General features: G+C 70.7%; 16 protein-coding genes and 1 riboswitch. Of the genes, 12 read left to right on the top strand and 4 right to left on the bottom strand.

Going from position 1 to position 21,746, the window contains the following annotated elements; all coding sequences use genetic code 11:
* Positions 1–13: 13 nt before the first annotated feature.
* On the bottom strand, positions 14–2,773 hold the full coding sequence (locus tag KFLA_RS15385) for an AfsR/SARP family transcriptional regulator (RefSeq protein ID WP_049797350.1): 2,760 nt from the start codon (positions 2,771–2,773) through the stop codon (positions 14–16).
* 130 nt (positions 2,774–2,903) lie between these two features.
* Here KFLA_RS15385 and coaE point away from each other — a divergent pair, with 130 nt between their 5' ends.
* The 8 genes from coaE to KFLA_RS15425 all read left to right on the top strand — a co-directional run bounded on the left by coaE (position 2,904) and on the right by KFLA_RS15425 (position 11,763).
* Positions 2,904–3,524: a dephospho-CoA kinase gene (coaE, locus tag KFLA_RS15390; RefSeq protein WP_012920727.1), complete on the top strand. Its 621-nt coding sequence runs from the start codon at positions 2,904–2,906 to the stop codon at positions 3,522–3,524.
* Positions 3,525–3,698: 174 nt separating this feature from the next.
* Entirely contained in the window at positions 3,699–4,874 is a 1,176-nt protein-coding gene (locus KFLA_RS15395; RefSeq protein ID WP_237706814.1) for a PrsW family glutamic-type intramembrane protease, read from the top strand.
* Entirely contained in the window at positions 4,871–5,938 is a 1,068-nt protein-coding gene (locus KFLA_RS35625) for a hypothetical protein (RefSeq protein ID WP_012920729.1), read from the top strand. Before KFLA_RS15395 ends, KFLA_RS35625 begins: the two co-directional genes overlap by 4 nt.
* On the top strand, positions 5,935–6,969 hold the full coding sequence (locus KFLA_RS37950; protein ID WP_012920730.1) for a hypothetical protein: 1,035 nt from the start codon (positions 5,935–5,937) through the stop codon (positions 6,967–6,969). Before KFLA_RS35625 ends, KFLA_RS37950 begins: the two co-directional genes overlap by 4 nt.
* A 40-nt stretch (positions 6,970–7,009) precedes the next feature.
* Positions 7,010–7,801 carry a hypothetical protein gene (locus KFLA_RS15410; protein WP_012920731.1) on the top strand — a complete coding sequence of 264 codons (792 nt, stop codon included), beginning with the start codon at positions 7,010–7,012 and terminating at the stop codon, positions 7,799–7,801.
* Between the two features lie 70 nt (positions 7,802–7,871).
* Positions 7,872–9,977, top strand: a complete 2,106-nt coding sequence (gene uvrB, locus KFLA_RS15415) for an excinuclease ABC subunit UvrB (protein WP_012920732.1) — start codon at positions 7,872–7,874, stop codon at positions 9,975–9,977.
* Positions 9,978–9,997: 20 nt separating this feature from the next.
* Positions 9,998–10,363 (top strand): MmcQ/YjbR family DNA-binding protein, encoded by a 366-nt coding sequence (locus KFLA_RS15420; RefSeq protein ID WP_237706815.1) that lies wholly within the window; start codon positions 9,998–10,000, stop codon positions 10,361–10,363.
* 254 nt (positions 10,364–10,617) lie between these two features.
* Positions 10,618–11,763, top strand: coding sequence for a TerC family protein (locus KFLA_RS15425; protein ID WP_012920734.1), 1,146 nt, complete (start codon positions 10,618–10,620; stop codon positions 11,761–11,763).
* 447 nt (positions 11,764–12,210) lie between these two features.
* Here the strand turns inward: KFLA_RS15425 and KFLA_RS15430 are convergent, their stop codons facing one another.
* The 3 genes from KFLA_RS15430 to KFLA_RS15440 are packed head-to-tail and all read right to left on the bottom strand — an operon-like array spanning position 12,211 to position 14,965.
* The gene (locus KFLA_RS15430; protein WP_012920735.1) at positions 12,211–13,083 is read right to left on the bottom strand and encodes a C40 family peptidase; all 873 of its coding nucleotides are present in this window, start codon (positions 13,081–13,083) and stop codon (positions 12,211–12,213) included.
* Entirely contained in the window at positions 13,080–14,156 is a 1,077-nt protein-coding gene (locus KFLA_RS15435; protein ID WP_012920736.1) for a mandelate racemase/muconate lactonizing enzyme family protein, read from the bottom strand. The genes KFLA_RS15430 and KFLA_RS15435 overlap by 4 nt, the downstream gene beginning before the upstream one ends.
* The gene (locus tag KFLA_RS15440; protein WP_012920737.1) at positions 14,153–14,965 is read right to left on the bottom strand and encodes a serine hydrolase; all 813 of its coding nucleotides are present in this window, start codon (positions 14,963–14,965) and stop codon (positions 14,153–14,155) included. The genes KFLA_RS15435 and KFLA_RS15440 overlap by 4 nt, the downstream gene beginning before the upstream one ends.
* A gap of 83 nt (positions 14,966–15,048) precedes the next feature.
* On the opposite strand from KFLA_RS15440, the gene KFLA_RS15445 reads away from it, so the two are divergent.
* From KFLA_RS15445 to cobN, 4 genes are all read left to right on the top strand, one after another.
* Positions 15,049–16,017, top strand: coding sequence for a cobalamin biosynthesis protein (locus KFLA_RS15445; RefSeq protein WP_012920738.1), 969 nt, complete (start codon positions 15,049–15,051; stop codon positions 16,015–16,017).
* Positions 16,014–16,694 carry a histidine phosphatase family protein gene (locus tag KFLA_RS15450; RefSeq protein ID WP_012920739.1) on the top strand — a complete coding sequence of 227 codons (681 nt, stop codon included), beginning with the start codon at positions 16,014–16,016 and terminating at the stop codon, positions 16,692–16,694. The genes KFLA_RS15445 and KFLA_RS15450 overlap by 4 nt, the downstream gene beginning before the upstream one ends.
* The gene (locus KFLA_RS15455; protein ID WP_012920740.1) at positions 16,685–17,659 is read left to right on the top strand and encodes a DUF3500 domain-containing protein; all 975 of its coding nucleotides are present in this window, start codon (positions 16,685–16,687) and stop codon (positions 17,657–17,659) included. Before KFLA_RS15450 ends, KFLA_RS15455 begins: the two co-directional genes overlap by 10 nt.
* Positions 17,660–17,761: 102 nt before the next feature.
* Positions 17,762–17,829: riboswitch (cobalamin riboswitch) on the top strand.
* A 56-nt stretch (positions 17,830–17,885) separates the two neighbouring features.
* The gene (gene cobN, locus KFLA_RS15460; protein WP_012920741.1) at positions 17,886–21,632 is read left to right on the top strand and encodes a cobaltochelatase subunit CobN; all 3,747 of its coding nucleotides are present in this window, start codon (positions 17,886–17,888) and stop codon (positions 21,630–21,632) included.
* The last annotated feature ends 114 nt before the right edge of the window (positions 21,633–21,746 follow it).

Genomic DNA, 21,746 nt, shown 5'->3' on the forward strand with positions numbered 1-21,746 from the left:
GGATGAGCTGGGCTCAGTGGTCCAGCAGGTTTCGGAGGGTGGTGCGGCTGAGGTCGGCGGTGTCGGGCATGCCGGTTTCGGTGAAGAGGTCGAGGGCGGTCTGCCACTGGGCGCGGGCTTCGGGGTGGTTGCCGGCGGCATGCAGCGCATGGCCGAGGTTTGTCAGGGTGGAGGCTTCGGCCCAGCGGTCGAGGAGGTCGCGGCTGATTTCCAGTGACTGCTGGTAGTACCGGACGGCCGCGGCCTGGTCGCCCACGGCCAGCCAGGCGGTGGCGAGCGTGTCGAGCGCGAAGGACTCCGCGCGGCGCTCGCCGGCGCGTCGGTTCAGGGTGACTGCACGGTCTGCTTCGTTGACGGCGTCGCGGGCGCGCCCGACGGCCAGGTAGTTGTCCGCGAGACCTCGGTGGTTGCGTGCTTCCACAACGGGGTCGTCGGCTCCTTCAAGAGCGACGATCGCCTGCTGGTGCCGGCTGATCGCGGCCTGCGGATCTCCGGACCGGCGGTAGAGCCGGCCCAGGTCGGTCAGCACCCAACCACGGCCTCGGTCGTCGCCGATCAGCTCGAACAACCTCATCGCATGCTCGAGATGCTTGAAAGCCTGCGCCAGGTCGCCGCGCTGGAAGTAGGCCCGGCCGGCGTTGTGCGCCGTCGCAGCCTCACCGGCGGTGTCACCGGACAGCTGAGCCGCCTCCAGCGCCACCCGCTGCGTGTCGAAGATGTCGTCCAGCGCGCGTACGTAGACCAGGTAGGGCCAGAGCGCGCCAGCCAACCGGTACGCCGCCCGGTGGTGTCCGTGGCGCGCGGCATCGTGCACCGCGGCGACCAGGACCTGCCGCTCCCGGTTGAACCAGCTGACCGCTGTACCGGTGTCGTCGAAGGCCAGCGGTGTCTGCCCCGCCGGCGGTGCACCGAAGTCCAGCAAGGGGCGAGTCCGGTCCAGCGCCTTCTTGGCGCTGAGGGCCGAGTGCGCGTACCAGTCCAGCAACCGACCGCGAGCTTCCTCCCGCTGAGCCGGTCGTTCGAACTGTTCCGCCAAGCTGACTGAGTACACCCGCAGCAGGTCGTGCAGCTGGTACCGCTTGCCCGGCTGCTGTTCGAGCAGATGAGCTCCGACCAGGCCATCGAGACGCTGAGCCGCTTGCCGGGTCGTCGCGCCCGCCAGCGCGGCAGCAGCTTCCAGGCTGAGGTCCTGCGCCGGATGCAGCGCCAGCAAGCGGAACATCTGGGCCCGTTCCGGCTCCAGGACCTGGTAGGACCAGTCGAAGACCACTCGGAGCGCGCCGTCGTCGTCCTCGTCGACGTCCAGCACCTTCAGCCGGTCCGGGTGGTCAAGCAGCTCCGCGATCAGCGACCGTACGCCGGTCAACGGCTCCCGGGTGACGCGTTCTGCCGCGATTGCCAGCGCCAACGGGAGGTGACCGCAGAGCTGGGCCAGCTCCGCGAGCTCGTCCCCGGTCGCCCGCACCCCATGCGGCCGGAAGGTCGCCGTCAGGTACGCCGTGGAGTCGTCGGCGCTGAAGCGGTCCAGGGCGATGCGGTGAGCGCCCTCGCGAGCGGCCAGCGAACGCAGCTGACTGCGGCTGGTGATCAGCACGAGGCAGCCAGCCCCTGGCAGCAACGGCCGGACCTGCTCAGCGTCGCGCGCGTTGTCCAACAGGATGAGCACCTTGCGGTCTGCGAGAACTGTGCGCAGCAGGGCAGTACGAGCGGGGCCGCCGTCCGGTATCTGCGCGCCGGAGACGCCAAGGCCACGCAGCAGCATGTCCAGCGCGACCTCCGGATGCATCGGCTCTCCTGGGCCGTAGCCCTGGAGGTTCAGGTACAGCTGGCCGTCCGGGAAGCGCTGAGCGACCCGATGAGCCCAGTGCAGGGCCAGCGAGGTCTTGCCGACGCCGCCCTGACCGTGCACCGCGAGGATCGTCAGCGCCCGCTCGTGAACCGAGCTGAGCGAGTCCAGCCGGGCAAGGGCTTTCGCGCGACCGGTGAAGCGCGCTGGACTGGGTGGGAGCTGGCGTGGCGGCTCAGCCGGAGCAGCGTGATTGCCGGATGGCTCGGTTGCCTCCAGCAGTTCGGCGTACAGGAGGCGTAGTTGGGCTTCCGGGTCGACGCCGAGCTCGTCCGCCAGCCGGCGACGCAGCTCCTCGTACAGGGTGAGGGCCTCGGCTGGCCGGCCCGAGCGGTGCAGGGCGGTGAGGAGCCGGAGCCACAGCGACTCCCGGAGCGGGTGCCTTGCGGTGAGCTCGCGCAGCTCCGGCAGCGCGCTCTCCTGACGGCCGGCTGCGAGGTCCAGGTCGATCCGGCGTTCGACGGCGGACAGGTACGCCTCAGTCAGCCTCGGGCTCTGCTCTTGCTCCAGCCAGTCGGAGCGGATGCCGCCGAACGGTTCACCTCGCCAGAGCCCGAGTGCGGCGGTGAGCCGTTCGCGTTGGGCTGCGGCATCGGCGGCAGAGTCGGCCGACTCGATCAGCTGCATGAACCGGTGCACGTCCACTTTCGCCGGGTCGATCCGCAGCGCGTAGCCGCCCGGCGTGGTGTCGACGCGCAGGTGCGGCGCGAGCAGCGTGCGCAGCCGGGCGACGGAGGTCTGCACGCTGGGTCGCAGGTTGGCTGGGGGAGCGTCACCCCAGAGGCGCTGACCGATCGCATCGACGGAGACGGCGTCGGGTGCGGCCAGCGCGAGGATCGCCAGCAGCGTACGGACACGACCTGTCAGGCCCGGGACCGGCTCGTCGCCGCGCACTGCCTCGAACGGCCCCAGCAGGCGGATCTCCACGTCCCCAGTCCCTCCTGTGTGCTCGCGCCGCACCCGGACACCATTCTCCGGCGCAACAGGGTGACCGGGCCGGCGAGCGAGTGGTGCGGATCGGCGATCGGCCGCCGCGGGGAGTCGGTAGGGTGCTCGGGTGCTGAGAGTGGGATTGACCGGGGGAATCGGGTCGGGCAAGAGCGCGGTGTCCGCGCGACTGGCCGCGCGCGGTGCGGTGGTGATCGACTCGGACGTGCTGGCCCGCGAGGTGGTCGCCCGCGGCACCGACGGGCTGGCCGAGGTGGTCGCGGTGTTCGGCGACGGCGTACTGACGGCCGACGGTGAGCTGGACCGTCCCGCGGTCGGCAGGATCGTCTTCGGCGACGAGCAGGCCCGGCGCAGGTTGGAGGCGGTGATCCACCCGCGGGTCCGGGCCCGGGCTGCCGAGATCGAGGCCGCGGCGCCGGCCGACGCGGTGGTGGTGCACGACATCCCGTTGCTGGTCGAGACCGGTCAGGCCGCCAAGTTCGACCTGGTGCTGGTGGTCGACGTACCGGTCGAGCTGCAGGTCGAGCGGCTCACCTCGCAGCGCGGGATGGCCGCGGACGAGGCGCGGCGGCGGATCGCCAGCCAGGCCTCACGCGAGGACCGGCTGGCCGCCGCCGACGTGGTGATCGACAACTCGGGCAGCCTGGACGAGCTCGACCGCCGCCTGGACCAGGTCTGGGCCACGCTGACGGCCCGGATCGCAGGCCACGGTCCGGACACGAAAGCGTGACCCCTGCGCGGGAAATGATGAAATCGGGCCGGTCTGTACGAGAATCTCGCCGGTCCACCCGGTTGTTGTCCGGCCGGTACGACCACCCCTCGGCGTCGTGCAGGCGCCGGTCCGTTAGGCCTAGGTTGGGAGGATGGCGTGGAATGTCCGCGCTGCAGCTCTGACGTTCCCGAGGTGTCGCACTTCTGCCATCACTGTGGCACGGATCTGCGCTCCCCGGACGCGGGGCGGAAGAACGCGTACGCCGCCAGACCGGACGAGCCGGTGGCGTCGTTCCGGCTGGTGTCGACGATCATGCCGCAGGGTGCCGGCCGGCAGCCGTACACCTACAAGGTGGCGCTCGGCATCGCCCTGGCGCTCACCGTGGTGACCGCGGCGCTCGGTGCGCTGCCGGTGGCGATCATGGTGGCCGCGTTCGCGATCCCGATCGTCTACATCCTGTACCTGTACGACGTGAACCTCTGGGAGGACGAACCGGTCCCGGTGGTCGCGGCGGCGTTCGTGCTGACCGGCGTACTGGCCGCGGTGTTCACCTGGTTGTGGTCGGACCGGCTCACCCTGTCCACCGGGACCATAGGCGGCAACGACGCCGGCCCGGCCGGGCGGGACCTGCTCATCCTGCTGCTGCTCGTCCCGGTCGTCTCGGAACTGATCCGGCAGGTCGGACCGCTCTACCTGGCCTCCCGGCCCCGGTACGACGACCTGATGGACGGCTTCACCTTCGGTGTGGTCGCCGGTGTGGGCTTCGCCTGCTTCGAGACGCTCGTGCTGCACTGGGGCTGGATCAGCGGCGGCTTCGCCGGTCCGGGCACCAGCACCGGCACCTGGATCTCCGTGGTCGTGCTGCACGGGTTCATCAAGCCGCTGATCTACGGATCCGCCACCGGACTGGCCGTGGCCGAGTTCTCCGGGCTGGGCGAGAAGTACGACGGCTTCACCGCGCGCTGGGTGATCGGTCTGCTGCAGGCCATCGTGGTGAACGCGCTGTTCCACGGTGGCGTCTACCTGCTCGGCTTCGTCGGCGGGCACGGCTCAACGCTCGGGGCGATCCTCGGTGTGCTCTGGGGTCTGCTGCTGCTCGGCGCGCTGATCATCCGGGTCCGCACGGTGCTGCACAAGGGACTGCTGGAGGCGGCGCTGGAGTCTGCCGCCCGCGGTGGTTCGAACCACGCGTCCGGTGAGCTCGCGTTCTGCTCGCGCTGCGAGATGCCGCTGCTGCCGCACTCGGACTTCTGCTCCGCCTGTGGCAACTCGACGCGCTCGGTGCCCAAGTCGGAGCGCGGTGCGCTGGCGCAGAGCGGCCGGCCGGCCGGAGGGTACGACGGAACTACTGGGGAGACGCAGGCATGAGCAACCAGCAACCGCCGTACGGACAGGGTGGACCGAACCAGCCGCCGTACGGTGGCCAGCCGCCTCACGGCCAGCCGCCGTACCAGGGCGGGCCGCCGCAGCAGCCGCCGTACCAGGGGCAGCCGCAGGGGCAGCCGCCGTATCAGCCGGGGCCGCCTCCGCAGGGCCAGCCTCCGTACCAGGGCCGGCCGCCACAGCAGCCGCCGTACCAAGGGCAGCCGCCGCAGCAGCCGCCCTACCAGGGACCGCCGCAGGGGCAGCCGCCGTACCAGCCGGGGCCGCCTCCGCAGTACCCGGGACAGCAGCAGGCGCCGTACCAGGGGCAGCAGCCGGGTTATCCGCCGCAAGGGCCGCCGCAGGGCTACCCGGGCGGTCCGCCGCAGTTCCCGGGTCAGCAGGCATGGGGCCCGGGTCCGCAGGGGCATGTCCCGCGCGGCCAGGGCAAGGGCAGCAACAAGATCCTGCTGCTCGCCGGTGGCGCGGTCGCCGTCGTCGCCGTGATCGGCATCGTGCTGTCGCTGATCTTCGGTGGCGACGACACCAAGGTCGAGCCCGACCCGCAGCCGACGACCGACCCGACCACCCAGCCCACTGGGAACGTGGACGAGGGCATCGAGGTCGCCGAGGGCGTCTTCGTGAAGCCGGCGCCGGGCTACATCCGCAAGTCGCTGGACAAGTTCAACGGCGTGTACCTGCTGAAGCAGGGCGAGGCCTACTTCATGGTCAACTCGTTCAAGGCGAACGGTGAGAGCACCGCGACCGTGCTGCCGCAGTTGCTCGGGATCGAGAAGAAGGCGACGCCGGGCGACTTCACGTCCGACGAACCGAAGGAGCGCAAGCCGGGCGCGGACGACAAGACGCCGGTGAAGGTGGTCACCACCCAGAGCTTCCAGGCGACCGCGACCAGCCAGAACGGCAGCTTCCCGGTGATCGGCTTCGTCGGCGTGATCGAGCGCAACGACGGCGTGATGACGATCATCCGGGTGTACGGACGCCGGGACAAGGCGGACAGCGTCAAGACCGACTCGGCGGCGATGCTCAAGTCGGTGGTTGCGAGCCAGTGAACACCAAGCGCGACAAGGGCCCGGACAATCCCTGGGTCCGCAAGACCGATCCCGCGGACGAGGAGGGCGCGGCTCCTGAGCAGGAGCTGCCGCCGTCTCCTTGGTCGCTGGAGGTCCCGCCGCGCCCGGCCGGTGACGCCGCCGGAGCCGGTACCGCCGGTACTGCGGCAGCCGGTACTGCGGGAGGCGCTGGCGCCGCAGGTGCCGGGGGACCTGGCCAGGCCGGTGCGGCCGGCCCGGGTCAGGTCGGACCAGGTCAGGCTGGTGCCGCCGACGGCCGGCCCGCACCGGCCGGCGGCGAATCCGCGGGCAGCGGTCCGTGGGCCGGCAGTGGGGGAGCGAGCGGTGCGACCTCGACCAGCTCCGCGTGGGGTGACAAGGTCGGGCCGCCGTCGCTGCGCCGGCCCGAGCCGGTCAAGAAGAAGCCCTCGGTACCTCCGCTGCTGCTGCCGGTCGCGGCCGGGATCGCTGTCGTCCTGCTCATCGCGGTGGCGCTGGTGGTGCTGACCGGCGGCGACGACGCGGCCACGCCTCAGCCCAGCCCGTCGGTCACCGTCACCACACCGCCGGCCCCGACGTACACCCCGCCGCCGAACGCGATCGCCGTCGAGCACGGGGTGTCGGTCGTCCCGGCGAGCGGCTGGAGCGTGCTGGCGACCGAGAAGCAGGGCAAGCAGCTCGTCACGTACGCGCCGAACGGTCAGGCCCGGGCGTTCTTCTGGGTGCGGCAGAAGGTCGACGTCGCGGCACAGACCTACCTGCTCGGCATCGTCGAGGGCGAGACCGCGGGCGAGATCGCGCAGCTCGGCAACGTGCGGAACCTGGCCTGCCCCCGCGACGTCTTGGTGGAGTGCGTCGCGATCAGCTACACGTCCACCGCCAAGGCCGGCAAGGTCAAGGGCTACGTGGAGGTGTACAAACGCAAGGACGGCGTCCTGACCGCGCTGGACTTCCGCAGCCGTGCGGACTACGCCGCCAAGGCCGAGTCCGACGCGGCGCCGATGAAGCAGTCGGTCATCGACAGTCTGTGACCACCCCGCTCAACCAGACGACACACCGCGAGAGGCCCAGATGAGTCAGCAGTACGGACCTCCCCAGGGCCCGCCCGCTCCGGGCGGATGGGGCCCCGGTCCCGGCGGCTACCCGCCGCCCCCGCCGTTCCGGCCGGCCCGCCGGTCGAGCAGCCGGACGAAGTGGATCGTGATCGCCGGCGCCGCGCTGGCGGTCGTCCTGATCACGACCGGAGCGGTGCTCCTGATCACCGGCGGCAAGGAGGACGCCCCGGTCGCCACCACCCCGGTGGCCGGCGAGACGCTCACGCCGGCGCCGGTCGGCACCCTCTACACGCCGCCGACCCCGTCGCCGACCAAGACCGAGATCACCAAGGGCCCGCACGACACGGGCGTGGAGATCGGCGGTGGCGTCTGGTTCACGCCGGCGAAGGGCTGGGTCAAGGACACCGACAAGACCCGCTCGGGGCACAACTACCTGCTGCCCGAGCCGGGCCGGCCGGGAGCCATCGACGGCTGGTTCTGGATCCGGCAGACCAAGCTGATGGGCGCCAAGGCGTTCGCCGACCACCTGGTCGACGTCGAGTCGAACAACCTGCAGCACGTGGTGATCGGCAAGGGCGGCTTCCGGACCTGCCCGAACAAGGCGCTCAAGCTGTGCTACGCGACCAACTACTCCGCGGTGGTGCCGGTCAAGGGCAAGAAGCCGGTGGTGTTCTCGGGCTTCGTCCAGACCTTCGAGGACCACACCGGACAGACCACGGCGACCGACTCGGCGCTGCAGCGCGAGGTCTGGGCGCAGCGCAAGCAGGAGATCCTGACCATGAACGGGACGCTGGTCCGCTCGTTCTGAGCTGTCGCCCGGGAGGGGGCGGACCGGCGCCGTTCGAAAACTGTCGGCGCCGGGTCGTACGGTGGGTGTCATGAGACAGGTCTCGGATCTCCAGCGTATGGTCGCCCCGCTCAAGGTGGTGGCGGACTTCGAGCCGGCCGGTGACCAGCCGGCCGCGATCGACGAGCTCGAGCGCCGGATCAACGCCGGCGAGCAGGACGTCGTCCTGCTCGGCGCCACCGGTACGGGCAAGACCGCGACGATCGCCTGGCTGGCCGAGCGGATCCAGCGCCCGATGCTGATCCTCCAGCCGAACAAGACGCTCGCCGCCCAGTTCGCCAACGAGCTGCGCCAGTTCTTCCCGGAGAACGCGGTCGAGTACTTCGTCTCGTACTACGACTACTACCAGCCCGAGGCGTACGTCCCGCAGACCGACACCTACATCGAGAAGGACTCCTCGATCAACGAGGAGGTCGAGCGGCTGCGGCACTCGGCGACCTGGTCGCTGCTGACCCGGCGCGACGTGGTCGTGGTCGCCACGGTGTCCTGCATCTACGGCCTGGGCTCCGCCGACGAGTACCTGAACCGGATGATCCACGTGAAGGTCGGCGACGAGACCGACCGCGACGGGCTGCTGCGCAAGCTGGTCGGCGTGCAGTACGCGCGCAACGACCTCGCCGGCACCCGTGGCACGTTCCGGGTCCGCGGCGACACGCTCGAGGTCTTCCCGGTGTACCAGGAGCTGGCGGTCCGGGTGGAGTTCTTCGGCGACGAGATCGAGCGGCTGATGACGCTGCACCCGCTGACCGGTGAGGTGCTCAGCGAGGAGGACGAGCTCTACATCGGCGCCGCCACGCACTACGTGACCGCGCCGGAGCGGATGGAGCACGCGATCGCCTCGATCGAGGCCGAGCTGGCCGACCGGCTGGCCGAGCTGGAGCGCGGTGGTCAGCTGCTGGAGGCTCAGCGGCTGCGGATGCGGACGACGTACGACATCGAGATGATGCGCCAGATCGGCACCTGCTCCGGCATCGAGAACTACTCGCGGCACACCGACGGGCGTGCCCCGGGCACCGCGCCGCACTGTCTGCTGGACTACTTCCCCGAGGACTTCCTGCTGGTCATCGACGAGTCGCACGTCACCGTGCCGCAGATCGGCGGCATGTACGAGGGCGACATGTCCCGCAAGCGGACCCTGGTCGAGCACGGCTTCCGGCTGCCGTCGGCGATGGACAACCGGCCGCTGCGCTGGGAGGAGTTCCTGGAGCGCATCGGCCAGACCGTCTACCTGTCCGCGACGCCGGGGCAGTACGAGCAGGACAAGTCCGACGGCTTCGTCGAGCAGATCATCCGGCCGACCGGCCTGATCGATCCCGAGGTGATCGTCAAGCCGACCAAGGGCCAGATCGACGACCTGATCCACGAGATCCGGCTCCGGGTCGAGCGCGACGAGCGGGTGCTGGTCACCACGCTGACCAAAAAGATGTCCGAGGACCTGACGGACTACCTGCTGGAGATGGGCATCCGGACCAGGTACCTGCACAGCGAGGTGGACACGCTGCGCCGCGTCGAGCTGCTGCGCGAGCTGCGGATGGGCGAGTACGACGTACTGGTCGGCATCAACCTGCTCCGCGAGGGCCTCGACCTGCCCGAGGTGTCGCTGGTGGCGATTCTCGACGCCGACAAGGAGGGCTTCCTGCGGTCCGGCCGGTCGCTCATCCAGACCATCGGCCGTGCCGCCCGTAACGTCTCCGGCGCGGTGTTCATGTACGCCGACAAGATCACCCCCTCGATGGAGCAGGCGATCGACGAGACGAACCGCCGGCGGGCCAAGCAGGTCGCCTACAACCTGGAGCACGGCGTCGACCCGCAGCCGCTGCGCAAGAAGATCGCCGACATCACCGACATGCTGGCCCGCGAGGACGCCGACACCGCCGAGCTGCTCGGCAACGGCCGGACCCAGTCCCGCGGCAAGGCGCCGGTTCCCGGCGGCGGCAAGGCGAAGGCCGGCGAGAAGGCCAAGGAGCTCGCCGGCGGCATGCCGTCGTCCGACCTGGCCGAGCTGATCCAGCAGCTCACCGACCAGATGCACAACGCCGCCGCCGAGCTCCAGTTCGAGGTCGCCGCCCGCTACCGCGACGAGATCTCCGAGCTGAAGAAGGAGCTGCGCCAGATGGTGAACGCCGGCGCGAAGTAGTTCGGCCGGGGGTGCGGGAGATGTCGTCGATGGGACTGACCGGGCGCGAGCTGCTGGAGCACTGCCTGAGCAAGCCGGGGGCGTGGCAGGACGAGCCGTGGCAGGGAGACGTCGTCGCCAAGGTCGGCGACAAGATCTTCGCGTTTCTCGGCCGCGGCGAGGCGGTGGGGGTCAAGTGCGGGGCGAACCGGGACGAGGCCGACGAGTTGGTCCGCGCCTACCCGGACGACGTCCGGGCGTCGGCGTACATCGGGCGCTCCGGGTGGAACACGATCCGGCTCGGTGGGGCCGTGCCGGACGACGAGATCCTCGAGCTGGTCGACGCGTCGTACCTGACGGTGGTGGCGAAGCTGCCGAAGAGCAAACGTCCCCCAGTGGCAACCTGATCACTCAGCGAAGTTATTCCCGCTGCGCTGCGTGATCAGAGCGACAGGGGGAACCGGAGTGGACGATTTGGAAACTCGGACATCCACCCGCCAGAATGGGGGAGGTTGAAGGGGAGTATTCCTTCGCGGCGGTATCGTCATCACGGTCCTGGAGTTCGTCTCCCGCGCCCGGTGCCGCCGGCCAGGCCCGATCAGAGCCAGGCGGAAGAGACCTTCGGAGTCCACTTGTCGTCTGCGCTCCGGAGGTTACGTCTGTGCACGTTCACGACTACGTCTGGTACATCACGGTCGGGCTGCTGCTCGCCCTGCTGGCCTTCGACGTCTTCATCATCGGCCGCCGGCCGCATGAACCCACCACCCGCGAGTCCGCCACGGCGATCGCGTTCTACGTCGGCCTGGCGATCGCGTTCGGCCTCGGCGTCTGGGCGTTCTCCGGCGGGCGGTACGCGGGCGAGTTCTTCGCCGGCTGGCTCACCGAGTACAGCCTGAGCGTCGACAACCTCTTCATCTTCCTGATCATCATGGCCCGGTTCCAGGTGCCCAGGAAGTACCAGCAGACGGCCCTGCTGATCGGCATCATCCTGGCGCTGATCTTCCGCGGCGTCTTCATCGCCGTCGGCGCGGCCGCGATCAACCAGTTCTCGTGGATCTTCTACCTGTTCGGCGCGTTCCTGGTCTACACCGCGGTGCACCTCGCGATGCAGGGCGAGAACGACGACGAGGACTACAAGGAGAACGCGGTCATCCGGTTCGCCAAGAAGCGGCTGAACGCGACCGACGAGTACAACGGCGTCAAGCTCACCGTGATCAAGAACGGCAAGCGCCTCGTCACCCCGATGGCGATCGTGATCATCGCGCTCGGTACGACGGACCTGCTGTTCGCGCTCGACTCGATCCCGGCGATCTACGGCCTGACCCAGGAGCCGTTCCTGGTGTTCACGGCGAACGTGTTCGCGCTGATGGGTCTGCGGCAGCTGTACTTCCTGCTCGGCGACCTGCTGCGCCGCCTGATCTACCTGTCGATCGGCCTGTCGGTCGTGCTCGCGTTCATCGGCGTGAAGCTGGTGCTGCACGCGATGCACGTGAACGAGCTGTCGTTCATCAACGGCGGTGAGCACATCAAGTGGGCGCCGGAGATCCCGATCTGGTTCTCGCTCGGCTTCATCATCATCACGCTGGGCATCACGACCGTGCTCAGCCTGTACAAGTCCCGCAGCCTCAAGGCGGCCGAGGTCGCCAACGGCACCAGCAACGGCCAGAGCGTGGCCGGCGCGGCCGGCGGCGGCGAGCTGGACGAGGCGACAACCGCGGCCCGCCCGCAGGACGACGTCGACCCGGCCACCAAGGCGGAGATCGACGGCCTGCCCGAGCCGCACCAGACGGACGTCAAGAAGCCCTGACCCGAGCGCCTCCCCGAGGCGCCGCACCGAACCCAGAGCGCCCGCACCGGACATCCCCGGTGCGGGCGCTTTCGTGCGCTGCCCGCGGCGGTCCTTTGAGGGGTTAACCCACCAGATGCAGGGTTGGCCCATCGGGATTCGGTGGGCCAACCCTGCATGTCGTGGGTTAACCCCTCAGAATGCGCGGAGGTGGGGAGCGGGGGGGGGGCTGGTGGGAGTGGGGTTGGTGCGGAGGGAGTGGGGCGGCGTGGGCCTCTGCGTGTTCCCGCGGGCGAAAGGCGCGGAGGTGGGACGGCGCTTGGCCGGGGCGTAGTTGGGGAGGGCGGTGCGCCTGGGGAGCAATGGGGACGGCGGATTGCCCCTGGGCGGGGTGGGTCAAAGGCGGGCGGCGGTTTGCCCGGGCAGGTGGGGCCAGAGGCGGGTGGCGGTTTGCGCCGGGCAGGTGGGTCAGAGGCGGGCGGCGGAGACTAGGGTTTCTCGGCGTTCGGGGAGCAGGGGCTCGTTCTCGAGGAGCTTGCCGGTCTCGGAGGCGTGCAGCATGCCTTCGGGGGAGACGAAGCCGACGTGGTGGACCTCCTGGCCGGGACGGGCGAAGAAGTACAGGTCACCCGGCTGCACCTCGTCCACCGGTACCGACTCCAGCGCGTCGGCCTGGTCGTGCGCGTCCCGCGGGATCCGCTGTCCGAGCACGCGGCTCACGGCGTGGATCAGTCCTGAGCAGTCCAGCCCGTACGCCGAAGTCCCGCCCCACAGGTACTCCAGCCCGAGGAACAACGACCCCAGCTGGATCCGGTCCTCGGAGCCGACCGGCGTCTCCACCGAGCGCAGCACGTCGTCGGCCAGCCAGCCGGAGCTGCCGTCCGGCAGTGCGACCCGGGTGTACCCGTCGGTGTGCTCCACCGACGACAGCACCGTCGCGAAGGAAAGCTCCGCCAGCGAGCCGGCGCCGGCACCCGGCTCGGCCGTGAGCGTCGCCAGCGGCACGGTCACTGCGACGGGCGCGGTCGCGCTGCTCGGCAACTCACCGAGGTGCGCCGACGGCACCCAGCCGGGATAGCCGAGTACGTCGCCGGAGGACGGCTGCCACGGCGCGAGGATCTCGGACCAGCCGTTGCGCTCGGAGCGGACGATCACCGGTTCGCCGTACAGGAGTTGGGTCAGCGTGCGGCCGTGCAGCCCGAGGCGGCTCTCGGTGTCCATCGACTGAACCCACGCGGCGACATCCGGCGCGGCGGCGACCGCCGGAGCGTCGATGTCGCGCGGAGCGTCGGGGGAGGTCCAGACGGTGCTGACCGGAACCTTCGCGGCAACTACGTTCATGCGATCAAGCCTGTCACGCCGAGCCCAGGAGTGGAGGGCAGGTGGATGGTGGACCCTTCGTACCGGATCCCGCCGCTGACCGGGGGCTGCTCCAGCCACCAGGCCGCGTCGAGATCGTTCACCGCGGTGGTCGGGTACGCCGCGACCAGGGCGGCCGCCGCGCCGACGCCGACGTGGCTCTCCATCATCGAGCCGACGACGGAGCCGAGGCCGTGCTCGCGAGCCAGTTCCAGCAGCGTCCGGGCGGTGGCCAGGCCGCCGCACTTGGCCAGCTTCACGTTCACCAGGTCGGCCGCGCCGCGCCGGATCACGTTCACCAGGTCGCGCACGCCGTACACGCTCTCGTCGGCGAGGATCGGGGTGCTGACCCGGTCGGTGATCCAGGCCATGCCGTCCAGGTCGGCGGCGGCGACCGGCTGCTCCACCAGCTCGATCGCGCAGCCGGCGTCCTCGAGCGCGCGGATCACGGTGACGGCGTCGCGGCGGTGCCAGCCCTGGTTGGCGTCCAGCCGGATCCGCGGTCCGGGACCGACCGCCTCGCGGATGCGGCGGACCCGGTCGAAGTCGGCGGCCGCGTCACCCGTGCCGACCTTGACCTTGAGCACGTCGAAGCCGTCGGCGAGCCGGTCGGTCGCGGCCTGAACCAGCGCCGCGGAGTCGCCGGCCGACAGCGTCACGTCGGTTTTCACCGTCGTCACCGTCGAGCCGAGGAATCCTTGCAGGGTCTTCTGCGCGCGATGGGCGGCGAGGTCGTGCAGCGCGACGTCGACCGCGGCCTTGGCGCCGAAGTTCGCCTGGGCCGCGCCCTGGACCCGGCGCAACGCCTCGGTCAGGTCGTCAGCGCCGAGGCCGGTCAGCGCCGTCGCGATCGGGCCTTCGACGCAGGCCTGGGCGCCGGCCAGCGACTCGCCGGTCACCTTCCAGACCTGCGGAGCCTCGCCCCAGCCGGTGTACTCGCCATCGGTGATCGACACCAGCAGCGAGTCGGCGTGGGTCGCGGTCCGCAGCGCCGTCACGAACGGCGTGTGCAGCGGAGCCGAGACGAGATGGGTGGAGAACTTCAGGCCGGTCACCGCACTGCCTCCAGTTCGTGCCGGTGGTTCCACGCCTCGGCTGCGATCGCCGCGATCAACTTCTGCGCGTCCGGATCGGGCAGCTCGGACGTCGTACACACCGTCAGGACGAACGGCTCCGCGTCGGCCGGGCGGACGATGCCGCCGTCGTGCCGGATCCGCACGTCCCAGCCGTTCTTGTGCTCGACCCGGGTGCCCGCCGGCACGCCGGCCGGAATCTCGCCGTTCCACTCGTTGGCCGCCAGCAGGTCGCGCAGGTACCGGCCCGACGCACTGTCGTCGTTGCCGGCCGCAACCAGTACGGCGGCGAGGTCGGCCGGGCTCATCAGGTTGCTGATCCCCGCTGCCTGCGCGGCCACGTCGTCGATGCCGCGCTGGATCGCGCTCGCCCCCGACCCGTACTCCGCGAGCACCGCCTGCGCCGTGTCGACGCCGGCCTGCTCCAGCACCAGGTTGGTGGCCAGGTTGCTCGACCGGGTGATCATCTCGGTGGCCAGCCAGCCGAGCGTCACCTGCTCGCCGAGCTTCGTCCAGGTGGCCGGCGCCTCGTCCTCGGCCCGGTTCACGCCGAACCGGCCGCCGGCGGCCGACGCGAAGTCGTTGTGCACGGTCACCGGCTGCTCCAGCGAGAGCTCGCCGGCGTCCACCTTGCGCAGCATCGCCATCGCGACCAGCACCTTCATCGTGCTCGCCGAGTAGTGGGGCCGTTCCGCGGCGTGCATGAACACCGGCACCCCGTCGAGCCGCCCGAGCCAGACGCCGAAGTCGCCCTGGCCCTGCACCCCCCGCAGCAGGTCAGTCATTCCCATGTTCGTAACTTTCCCACATTCCAGCCGGATTCAAGGTAGCGGCCTTGCCGCCGGGCACCCCGGGCACCTGGCAGACTTCCCCCGTGTCCAGAGCGCTCGGTCTGATCCTCGGTTTCGCCGCCGATCGTTTGCTCGGCGACCCCCGCCGGTTCCATCCGGTCGCGGGCTTCGGCCGGGCCGCCACCCGCGTCGAGGCCGGCCTGTACGCCGACTCGCGCGCCGCCGGTACGGCGTACGCGGCGGTGCTGGTCGGGTCGGTGACCGCGGCTGGGCTCGTCGCCGAGAGACTGACCACGCGACGGCCCGTCGCGCGGACTCTGCTGACCGCGGCGACAACCTGGGCCGTGGTCGGCGGTCGCAGCCTGGAGCGGGAGGCCGCGGTGATGTCCGGTCTGCTGGAGGCCAAGAACCTTCCGGCGGCCCGCGACCGGCTGAGCCATCTGTGCAGCCGGGACGCGACCGACCTGCAGGCCGACGAGCTCGCCAGGGCGACGGTCGAGTCGATCGCCGAGAACACCTCGGACGCGACGGTGGCGCCGCTCATCTGGGGCGGCCTGTTCGGCATCCCGGGGCTGGTCGGCTACCGCGCCGCGAACACGCTGGACGCGATGGTCGGCTACCGGTCGGCGAAGTACCGCAACTTCGGCTGGGCGGCCGCCCGGTTCGACGACCTGGTCAACCTGGTTCCGGCGCGGGTGTGTGCCGTGCTGACAGGGCTGATGTCGGGTCGCCCGCGCGTGGTCCGGCGGATCTGGCGACGGGACGCCGGCAAGCATCCGAGCCCGAACGCGGGTCCGGTCGAGGCGTCGTTCGCCGGTGCGCTCGACCTGCGCCTCGGCGGCACGAACACCTACCGCGACGAGGTCGAGGATCGCGGCACGCTCGGCGACGGACTCCGGCCGGGAGTGAGCGACGTACGGCGTACCGCGGTGCTGGCCCGGCGCGTCTCGTACGCCGCGGCCGCGACGGCGGCGATCCTGGCTCTCGCGGCGAACGAGGCCGCGACGCGCAGGGCAGCCGGCCCGCGCCGGGCGGAACGGGGACGGCGATGAACCTCAGTCGGCGGCCGCTGCGGATCGCGCTGATCCGGCACGGCGAGTCCGAGGCGAACGTGGACAAGACGATCTACGAGACACTGCCCGACCACGCCGTCCCGCTGACCGCGCACGGCCGGGAACAGGCGGCCGAAGCGGGCAAGCGGCTGCGCGAAGTGTTCGAGAACGAGCCGGTCCGGGTCTACGTCTCGCCGTACCTGCGCGCTCTGCAGACCCTCGACGCGCTCGGGCTGGACGACCTGATCGGTCTGGCCCGCGAGGAGCCGCGCTTGCGCGAACAGGACTGGGCCAACTTCCAGGACACCGAGGACATCGAGCGGCAGGAGCAGTTGCGCGACTCGTACGGGCACTTCTACTACCGGTTCACGGACGGGGAGTCGGGCGCCGACGTGTACGACCGGGTGTCGACGTTCCTGGAGACGATGCACCGCGACTTCGAGACGCCGGACGCGCCGCGCAACGTGCTGCTGGTGTCGCACGGGCTGACCATGCGGCTGTTCTGCATGCGCTGGTTCCACTGGTCGGTCAAGTTCTTCGAGACGCTGCGCAACCCGGACAACGCGGAGACGCGCGTCCTGCTGCGGCAGCCCGACTTCCGGTACAAGCTGGATCGGCCGTTCGAGCAGTGGACCGAGTACGAACCGACGGAACGGGAGCGATCGGCATGGTTGTAGACCAGACGAGGGCCGCGGCACAGGACCTGCTGGCGTCGCTCAGCCCCGAGCAACGGGCGAAGATTTCCGCGCCGTTCGACACGCCTGACCACGAGCAGTGGACGTACCTGCCCGGCGACCGGCCCGGGCTGACGCTGGCGGAGCTCACGCCGGAGCAGGAGCAGCACGTCCACCGCCTGCTGCAACTGGCCTACAGCGAGCGCGGTCTCGGCGACGCGCTCGGCGTACTGGCCGCGGAGATCATCCTGCGCGACCTGCCCGACCCGTTGCCGGCCGGTGAGACCGGGGGATGGCAGGGCACGGTTGTGGGCGAGCGGTACTTCGTCCGGGTACTCGGGGACCCGGCCGGCTTCGAGCCGTGGGCGTGGCGGCTGAACGGGCATCACCTGGCGCTGCACGTCACGCTGGTGGACGGCGCGATCAGCTTCACTCCGCAATTCTTCGGATCGAACCCGGCGGAGGTCCGTGAGGGGCCGTTCGCCGGGCGGCGGTTCCTGGCCGCGGAGCAGGATCTGGGATTTAAGCTGCTGAACGCGTTGCAGCCCGGGCAGCGGGAGATCGCCGTCGTCTCCGAGGAGGCGCCGGACGACATCCTGACCCGGCACGACCCGGTGGCTGATGTTTCGCGGCTGCACCGGGGATTGGCGTACGGCGACATGAGCCCCGAGCAGCGGCAGTTGCTGAGCCTGCTGATCGGCCAGTACGTCGGACGTGCGGCCGGGCCGATCGGGCTGCAGACCTGGCAGGACGTCACGGCGCAGGGGATCGAGCGGTTGACCTTCGCGTGGGCAGGGGCGACCGAGCCGGGCGCCGGGCACTACTACTCGATCGCTGGGCCGACGTTCCTGGCGGAGTACGACAACACGCAGTCGGACGCGAACCACATCCACTCGGTGTGGCGGGACGTGCGGAACGACTGGGGGAAGGATCTGCTGGCGGCGCACTACGCGATGGGGCGGCACTAGGTCGTAGTGCGGGGGAGACGCTGGCAGTTGTGGGGCCGACGTACGCGCGGACCCAGCACACCGGCGTACCGGCTAGAGTCACCCCTGTCATCGACGGAGTTGCAGGAACCCGGTGTGAGTCCGGGGCGGTCCCGCCACTGTGACCACGTTCGCGTGGGAGTCAGGAACTGCTGCCGTCGTACTGCCCACCCGGGGCGTGGACACCCCGAGGAAGGACCGGCCGCGCGTGCCCGCGAACCTGTTGCTGCTTTCCACTGCCGATACCGATCTGCTGGCCGCTTCCCAGGCCGAGGCCGGGTGGAGGGTCGCCAACCCGGCCCGTGTCGATCTCGCCCAACTGCCCGGGCTGCTCGACGGTGTCGAGGTGGTTGTCGTCCGGCTGCTGGGTGGTCGCCGGGCCTGGGAAGAAGGGCTCGACGCGGTCATCGCCTCGGGGCTGCCGACGGTGGTGCTGAGCGGTGAGGCGGCGCCGGACGCCGAACTGATGTCGCTCTCGACGGTTCCCGCAGGCGCTGTGACCGAGGCGCTCGCCTACTTGCGCGAGGGCGGCTCGGAGAACCTGCGCAACCTCGCCGGCTTCCTGCGCGACACCCTGCTGCTCACCGGCGATGCGTTCGACCCGCCGCACAGCCTCCCGGCGTACGGCGTGCGCGCCGGTCGTCTGCCGAACCCCCAGACTGACGCCGGGCAGCCGGACGGTCGCCCGGTCGTCGGCATCGTCTACTACCGCGCGCACGAGATCTCCGGCAACACCGCGTTCGTCGACGCGCTCGCCGACGCCGTCGAGGCGGCCGGAGCTCGCGCTCTGCCGGTGTACTGCGGCACGTTGCGCGGCCTCGACCCGTCCAGCGACGAGAATGCCGAGCTGTTCGAGTTGCTCCGAAGCTGCGACGTGCTGGTCACCACGCTGCTCGCGGCCGGCGGGACGGTCGCCGCGAACGCGAGTGCGGGCGGTGCCGACGACGCCTGGGACGCCGGCGCGCTGGCCTCGCTCGACATCCCGCTGATCCAGGGCCTCGCGCTCACCTCGACCCGTGAGCAGTGGCTGGACAGCGACGCCGCGATCAGCCCGCTGGACGCGGCGACGCAGGTCGCGATCCCGGAGTTCGACGGCCGGCTGATCACGATTCCGTTCTCGTTCAAGGCGTACGACGCGGAGGGCATCGCGAGCTACCGGCCCGATCTCGAACGCTGCGCGCGGCTGGCCGGGATCGCGGTCGCGCAGGCGCGGTTGCGGCACGTGCCGGCCGCCGAGAAGAAGATCGCGCTGGTGCTGTCGTCGTACCCGACCAAGCACGCCCGGATCGGCAACGCGGTCGGCCTGGACACGCCGGCGTCCGCGGTCGTGCTGCTCGGGCAGCTCAAGGACGCCGGGTACGACCTCGGGCCGGACCTCGACCTCGACGAGTTGCAGGGCGCCGACGGTGCCGACGGGCTGATCCACCGGCTGATCGCGGCCGGCGGTCACGACGTCGACTGGCTGACCGACGAGCAGCTGGCGGGCGCGGTGGCGAAGATCCCGCTGTCGACGTACGCGTTGTGGTTCGGCCGGGTGCCGGAGACGTTGCAGAAGGCAATGACCGAGGCCTGGGGCGAGGCGCCGGGCTCCCTGTACGTCGACACGTCCGGCCCCGAGCCGGCGATCGCGCTGGCGGCGCTGCGGTTCGGCAACGTCGTGCTGATGATCCAGCCGCCCCGCGGGTTCGGCGAGAACCCGGTCGCGATCTACCACGACCCGGACATGGCGCCGTCGCACCACTACCTGGCGGCGTACCGGTGGCTGGAGGCTCCGGTTGCCGACGGCGGGTTCGGCGCGCACGCGGTCGTGCACCTCGGCAAGCACGGCACGCTGGAGTGGCTGCCGGGCAAGGGCATCGGGATGGCGGCCGACTGCGCGCCGGACGCCGTACTGGGCAACCTGCCGCTGGTTTACCCGTTCATCGTCAACGACCCGGGCGAGGGCACGCAGGCGAAGCGGCGTGGGCACGCGGTGATCGTGGACCACCTGGTACCGCCGATGGCGCGGGCCGAGACGTACGGCGACATGGCGAAGCTGGAGTACCTGCTCGACGAGTACGCGACCGTGCAGGCACTGGACCCGGAGAAGGTGCCGACGCTGCGGGCGCAGATCTGGACGCTGATCCAGGCGGCGCAGCTGCACCACGACCTGCACACCGACGAGAAGCCGGACGACGAGGAGTTCGACGAGTTCGTCCTGCACCTCGACGGCTATCTGTGCGAGATCAAGGACGTCCAGATCCGCGACGGGCTGCACGTGCTCGGCGGCGGACCGGAGGGCGAGGCCCGGGTCAACCTGGTGCTCGCCGTCCTGCGGGCCGCGCAGATGTGGGGCGGCACGACGGGCGCCGTACCGGGGCTGCGTTCGGCGCTCGGCAAGACCTTCGACGTGGACGAGGCGGCGCTGCTGGCCGATCCAGGGCGCGCTGTGCCGGCTGAGCTCGCGGCGTTGTCCGAGCTGGCCGACCTGCCGGCGGTGAGCGCGGCCGATGGGGTCGACCTGCTGGAGGCGGTGGCTCGCAAGCTGGTGCTCGGGATGGAGACGCTGAGCTGGGACGCCGCGAAGGTGCCGGTGGTCGTCGGCGAGGTGCTCGGCCGGCAGTCCGCCGGCGTCGAGGCGTCGCTGCGGTTCGCGTGCGACGAGGTCGTACCGCGGCTCGCGCGGACCGGGGACGAACTGACGAACGTACTGCGTGCGCTGGACGGCCGGTTCGTCGAGGCCGGGCCGTCGGGGTCGCCGACGCGCGGGCTGGTCAACGTGCTGCCGACGGGGCGCAACTTCTACGCCGTCGACCCGAAGGCGATTCCGAGCCGCAACGCCTGGGACGTCGGCGTGGCGCTGGCCGACTCCCTGCTCGCCCGGCACAAAGCCGAGACGGGGGAGTGGCCGCGATCGGTCGGCCTGACCGTCTGGGGCACGTCGGCGATGCGCACCCAGGGCGACGACCTGGCCGAGGTGCTCTGGCTGCTCGGCTGCCGCCCGGTCTGGGACGAGGCGTCCCGGCGGGTCTCCGGCTTCGAGGTCGTTCCGGTCGAGGAGCTGGGCCGGCCGCGGGTGGACGTGACGGTCCGGATCTCCGGCTTCTTCCGGGACGCCTTCCCGCACGTGGTCGCCTGGCTGGACGAGGCCGTCCGGACGGTCGCCGAGCTGGACGAGGACCCGGCCGACAACTACTTGCGCGCGCACGTGCTCGACGACGTTGCCGCGGGCAATGACCTCCGGTCGTCGACGGCCCGGGTCTTCGGCTCCAAGCCCGGCTCGTACGGCGCCGGCCTGCTGCCGCTGGTCGACGCCCGGAACTGGCGCACCGACGCCGAACTGGCCGAGGTGTACGCCGTCTGGGGCGGTTACGCGTACGGCAAGGACCTGGACGGCGCGCAGGCCCGGCCGTCGATGGAACGCGCCTACGCCCGGATCCAGGTCGCCGCCAAGAACGCGGACACCCGCGAGCACGACATCATGGACTCCGACGACTACTTCCAGTACCACGGCGGCATGGTCGCGATGGTCCGGCACCTGACCGGGTCGAACCCGAAGGCCTACATCGGCGACTCCGCGGTGCCGGCCCAGGTGAAGACCCGCACGCTGGAGGAGGAGACCAAGCGGGTCTTCCGCGCCCGCGTGGTGAACCCGCGCTGGATGGCGGCGATGCAGCGGCACGGCTACAAGGGCGCCTTCGAGATGGCCGCGACGGTCGACTACCTGTTCGGCTACGACGCGACCGCGGGCGTGGTCGACGACTGGATGTACGAGACGCTGACCACGGAGTACGTGGCGAATCCCGAGGTCGCCGAGTTCTTCCGCAAGTCGAACCCGTGGGCCCGGCACGGCATCGCCGAACGCCTCCTCGAGGCAGCGCAGCGAGGACTGTGGTCGGAGCCGTCGGAGGAAGCCCTGGACACCCTGCGCACCGCCGTCCTGGAAACCGAAGGCGACATCGAGGACCGCGGCTGACTTCGGTAGCCGGCCGCAGAGCAAGGAAGCCGAGGGTGGGCTGGACCGGCTGAGTGCCGATGTCCGCCGCGTCCATCCTCGGTCCGCGACCTGGAGAGGTTGTGATTGGGTAGA

Origin of the sequence: Kribbella flavida DSM 17836, assembly GCF_000024345.1 — a bacterium.
Lineage (GTDB): Bacteria > Actinomycetota > Actinomycetes > Propionibacteriales > Kribbellaceae > Kribbella > Kribbella flavida.

What these genes read in the sequence shown, in the direction of transcription:
- KFLA_RS35625 (WP_012920729.1), top strand. Translation starts at nt 4,871, where the DNA reads ATGAGCAACCAGCAACCGCCGTACGGACAGGGTGGACCGAACCAGCCG.
- KFLA_RS15410 (WP_012920731.1), top strand. Translation starts at nt 7,010, where the DNA reads ATGAGTCAGCAGTACGGACCTCCCCAGGGCCCGCCCGCTCCGGGCGGA.
- uvrB (WP_012920732.1), top strand. Translation starts at nt 7,872, where the DNA reads ATGAGACAGGTCTCGGATCTCCAGCGTATGGTCGCCCCGCTCAAGGTG.
- KFLA_RS15420 (WP_237706815.1), top strand. Translation starts at nt 9,998, where the DNA reads ATGTCGTCGATGGGACTGACCGGGCGCGAGCTGCTGGAGCACTGCCTG.
- KFLA_RS15430 (WP_012920735.1), bottom strand. Translation starts at nt 13,083, where the DNA reads ATGAACGTAGTTGCCGCGAAGGTTCCGGTCAGCACCGTCTGGACCTCC.
- KFLA_RS15440 (WP_012920737.1), bottom strand. Translation starts at nt 14,965, where the DNA reads ATGGGAATGACTGACCTGCTGCGGGGGGTGCAGGGCCAGGGCGACTTC.
- KFLA_RS15450 (WP_012920739.1), top strand. Translation starts at nt 16,014, where the DNA reads ATGAACCTCAGTCGGCGGCCGCTGCGGATCGCGCTGATCCGGCACGGC.
- KFLA_RS15455 (WP_012920740.1), top strand. Translation starts at nt 16,685, where the DNA reads ATGGTTGTAGACCAGACGAGGGCCGCGGCACAGGACCTGCTGGCGTCG.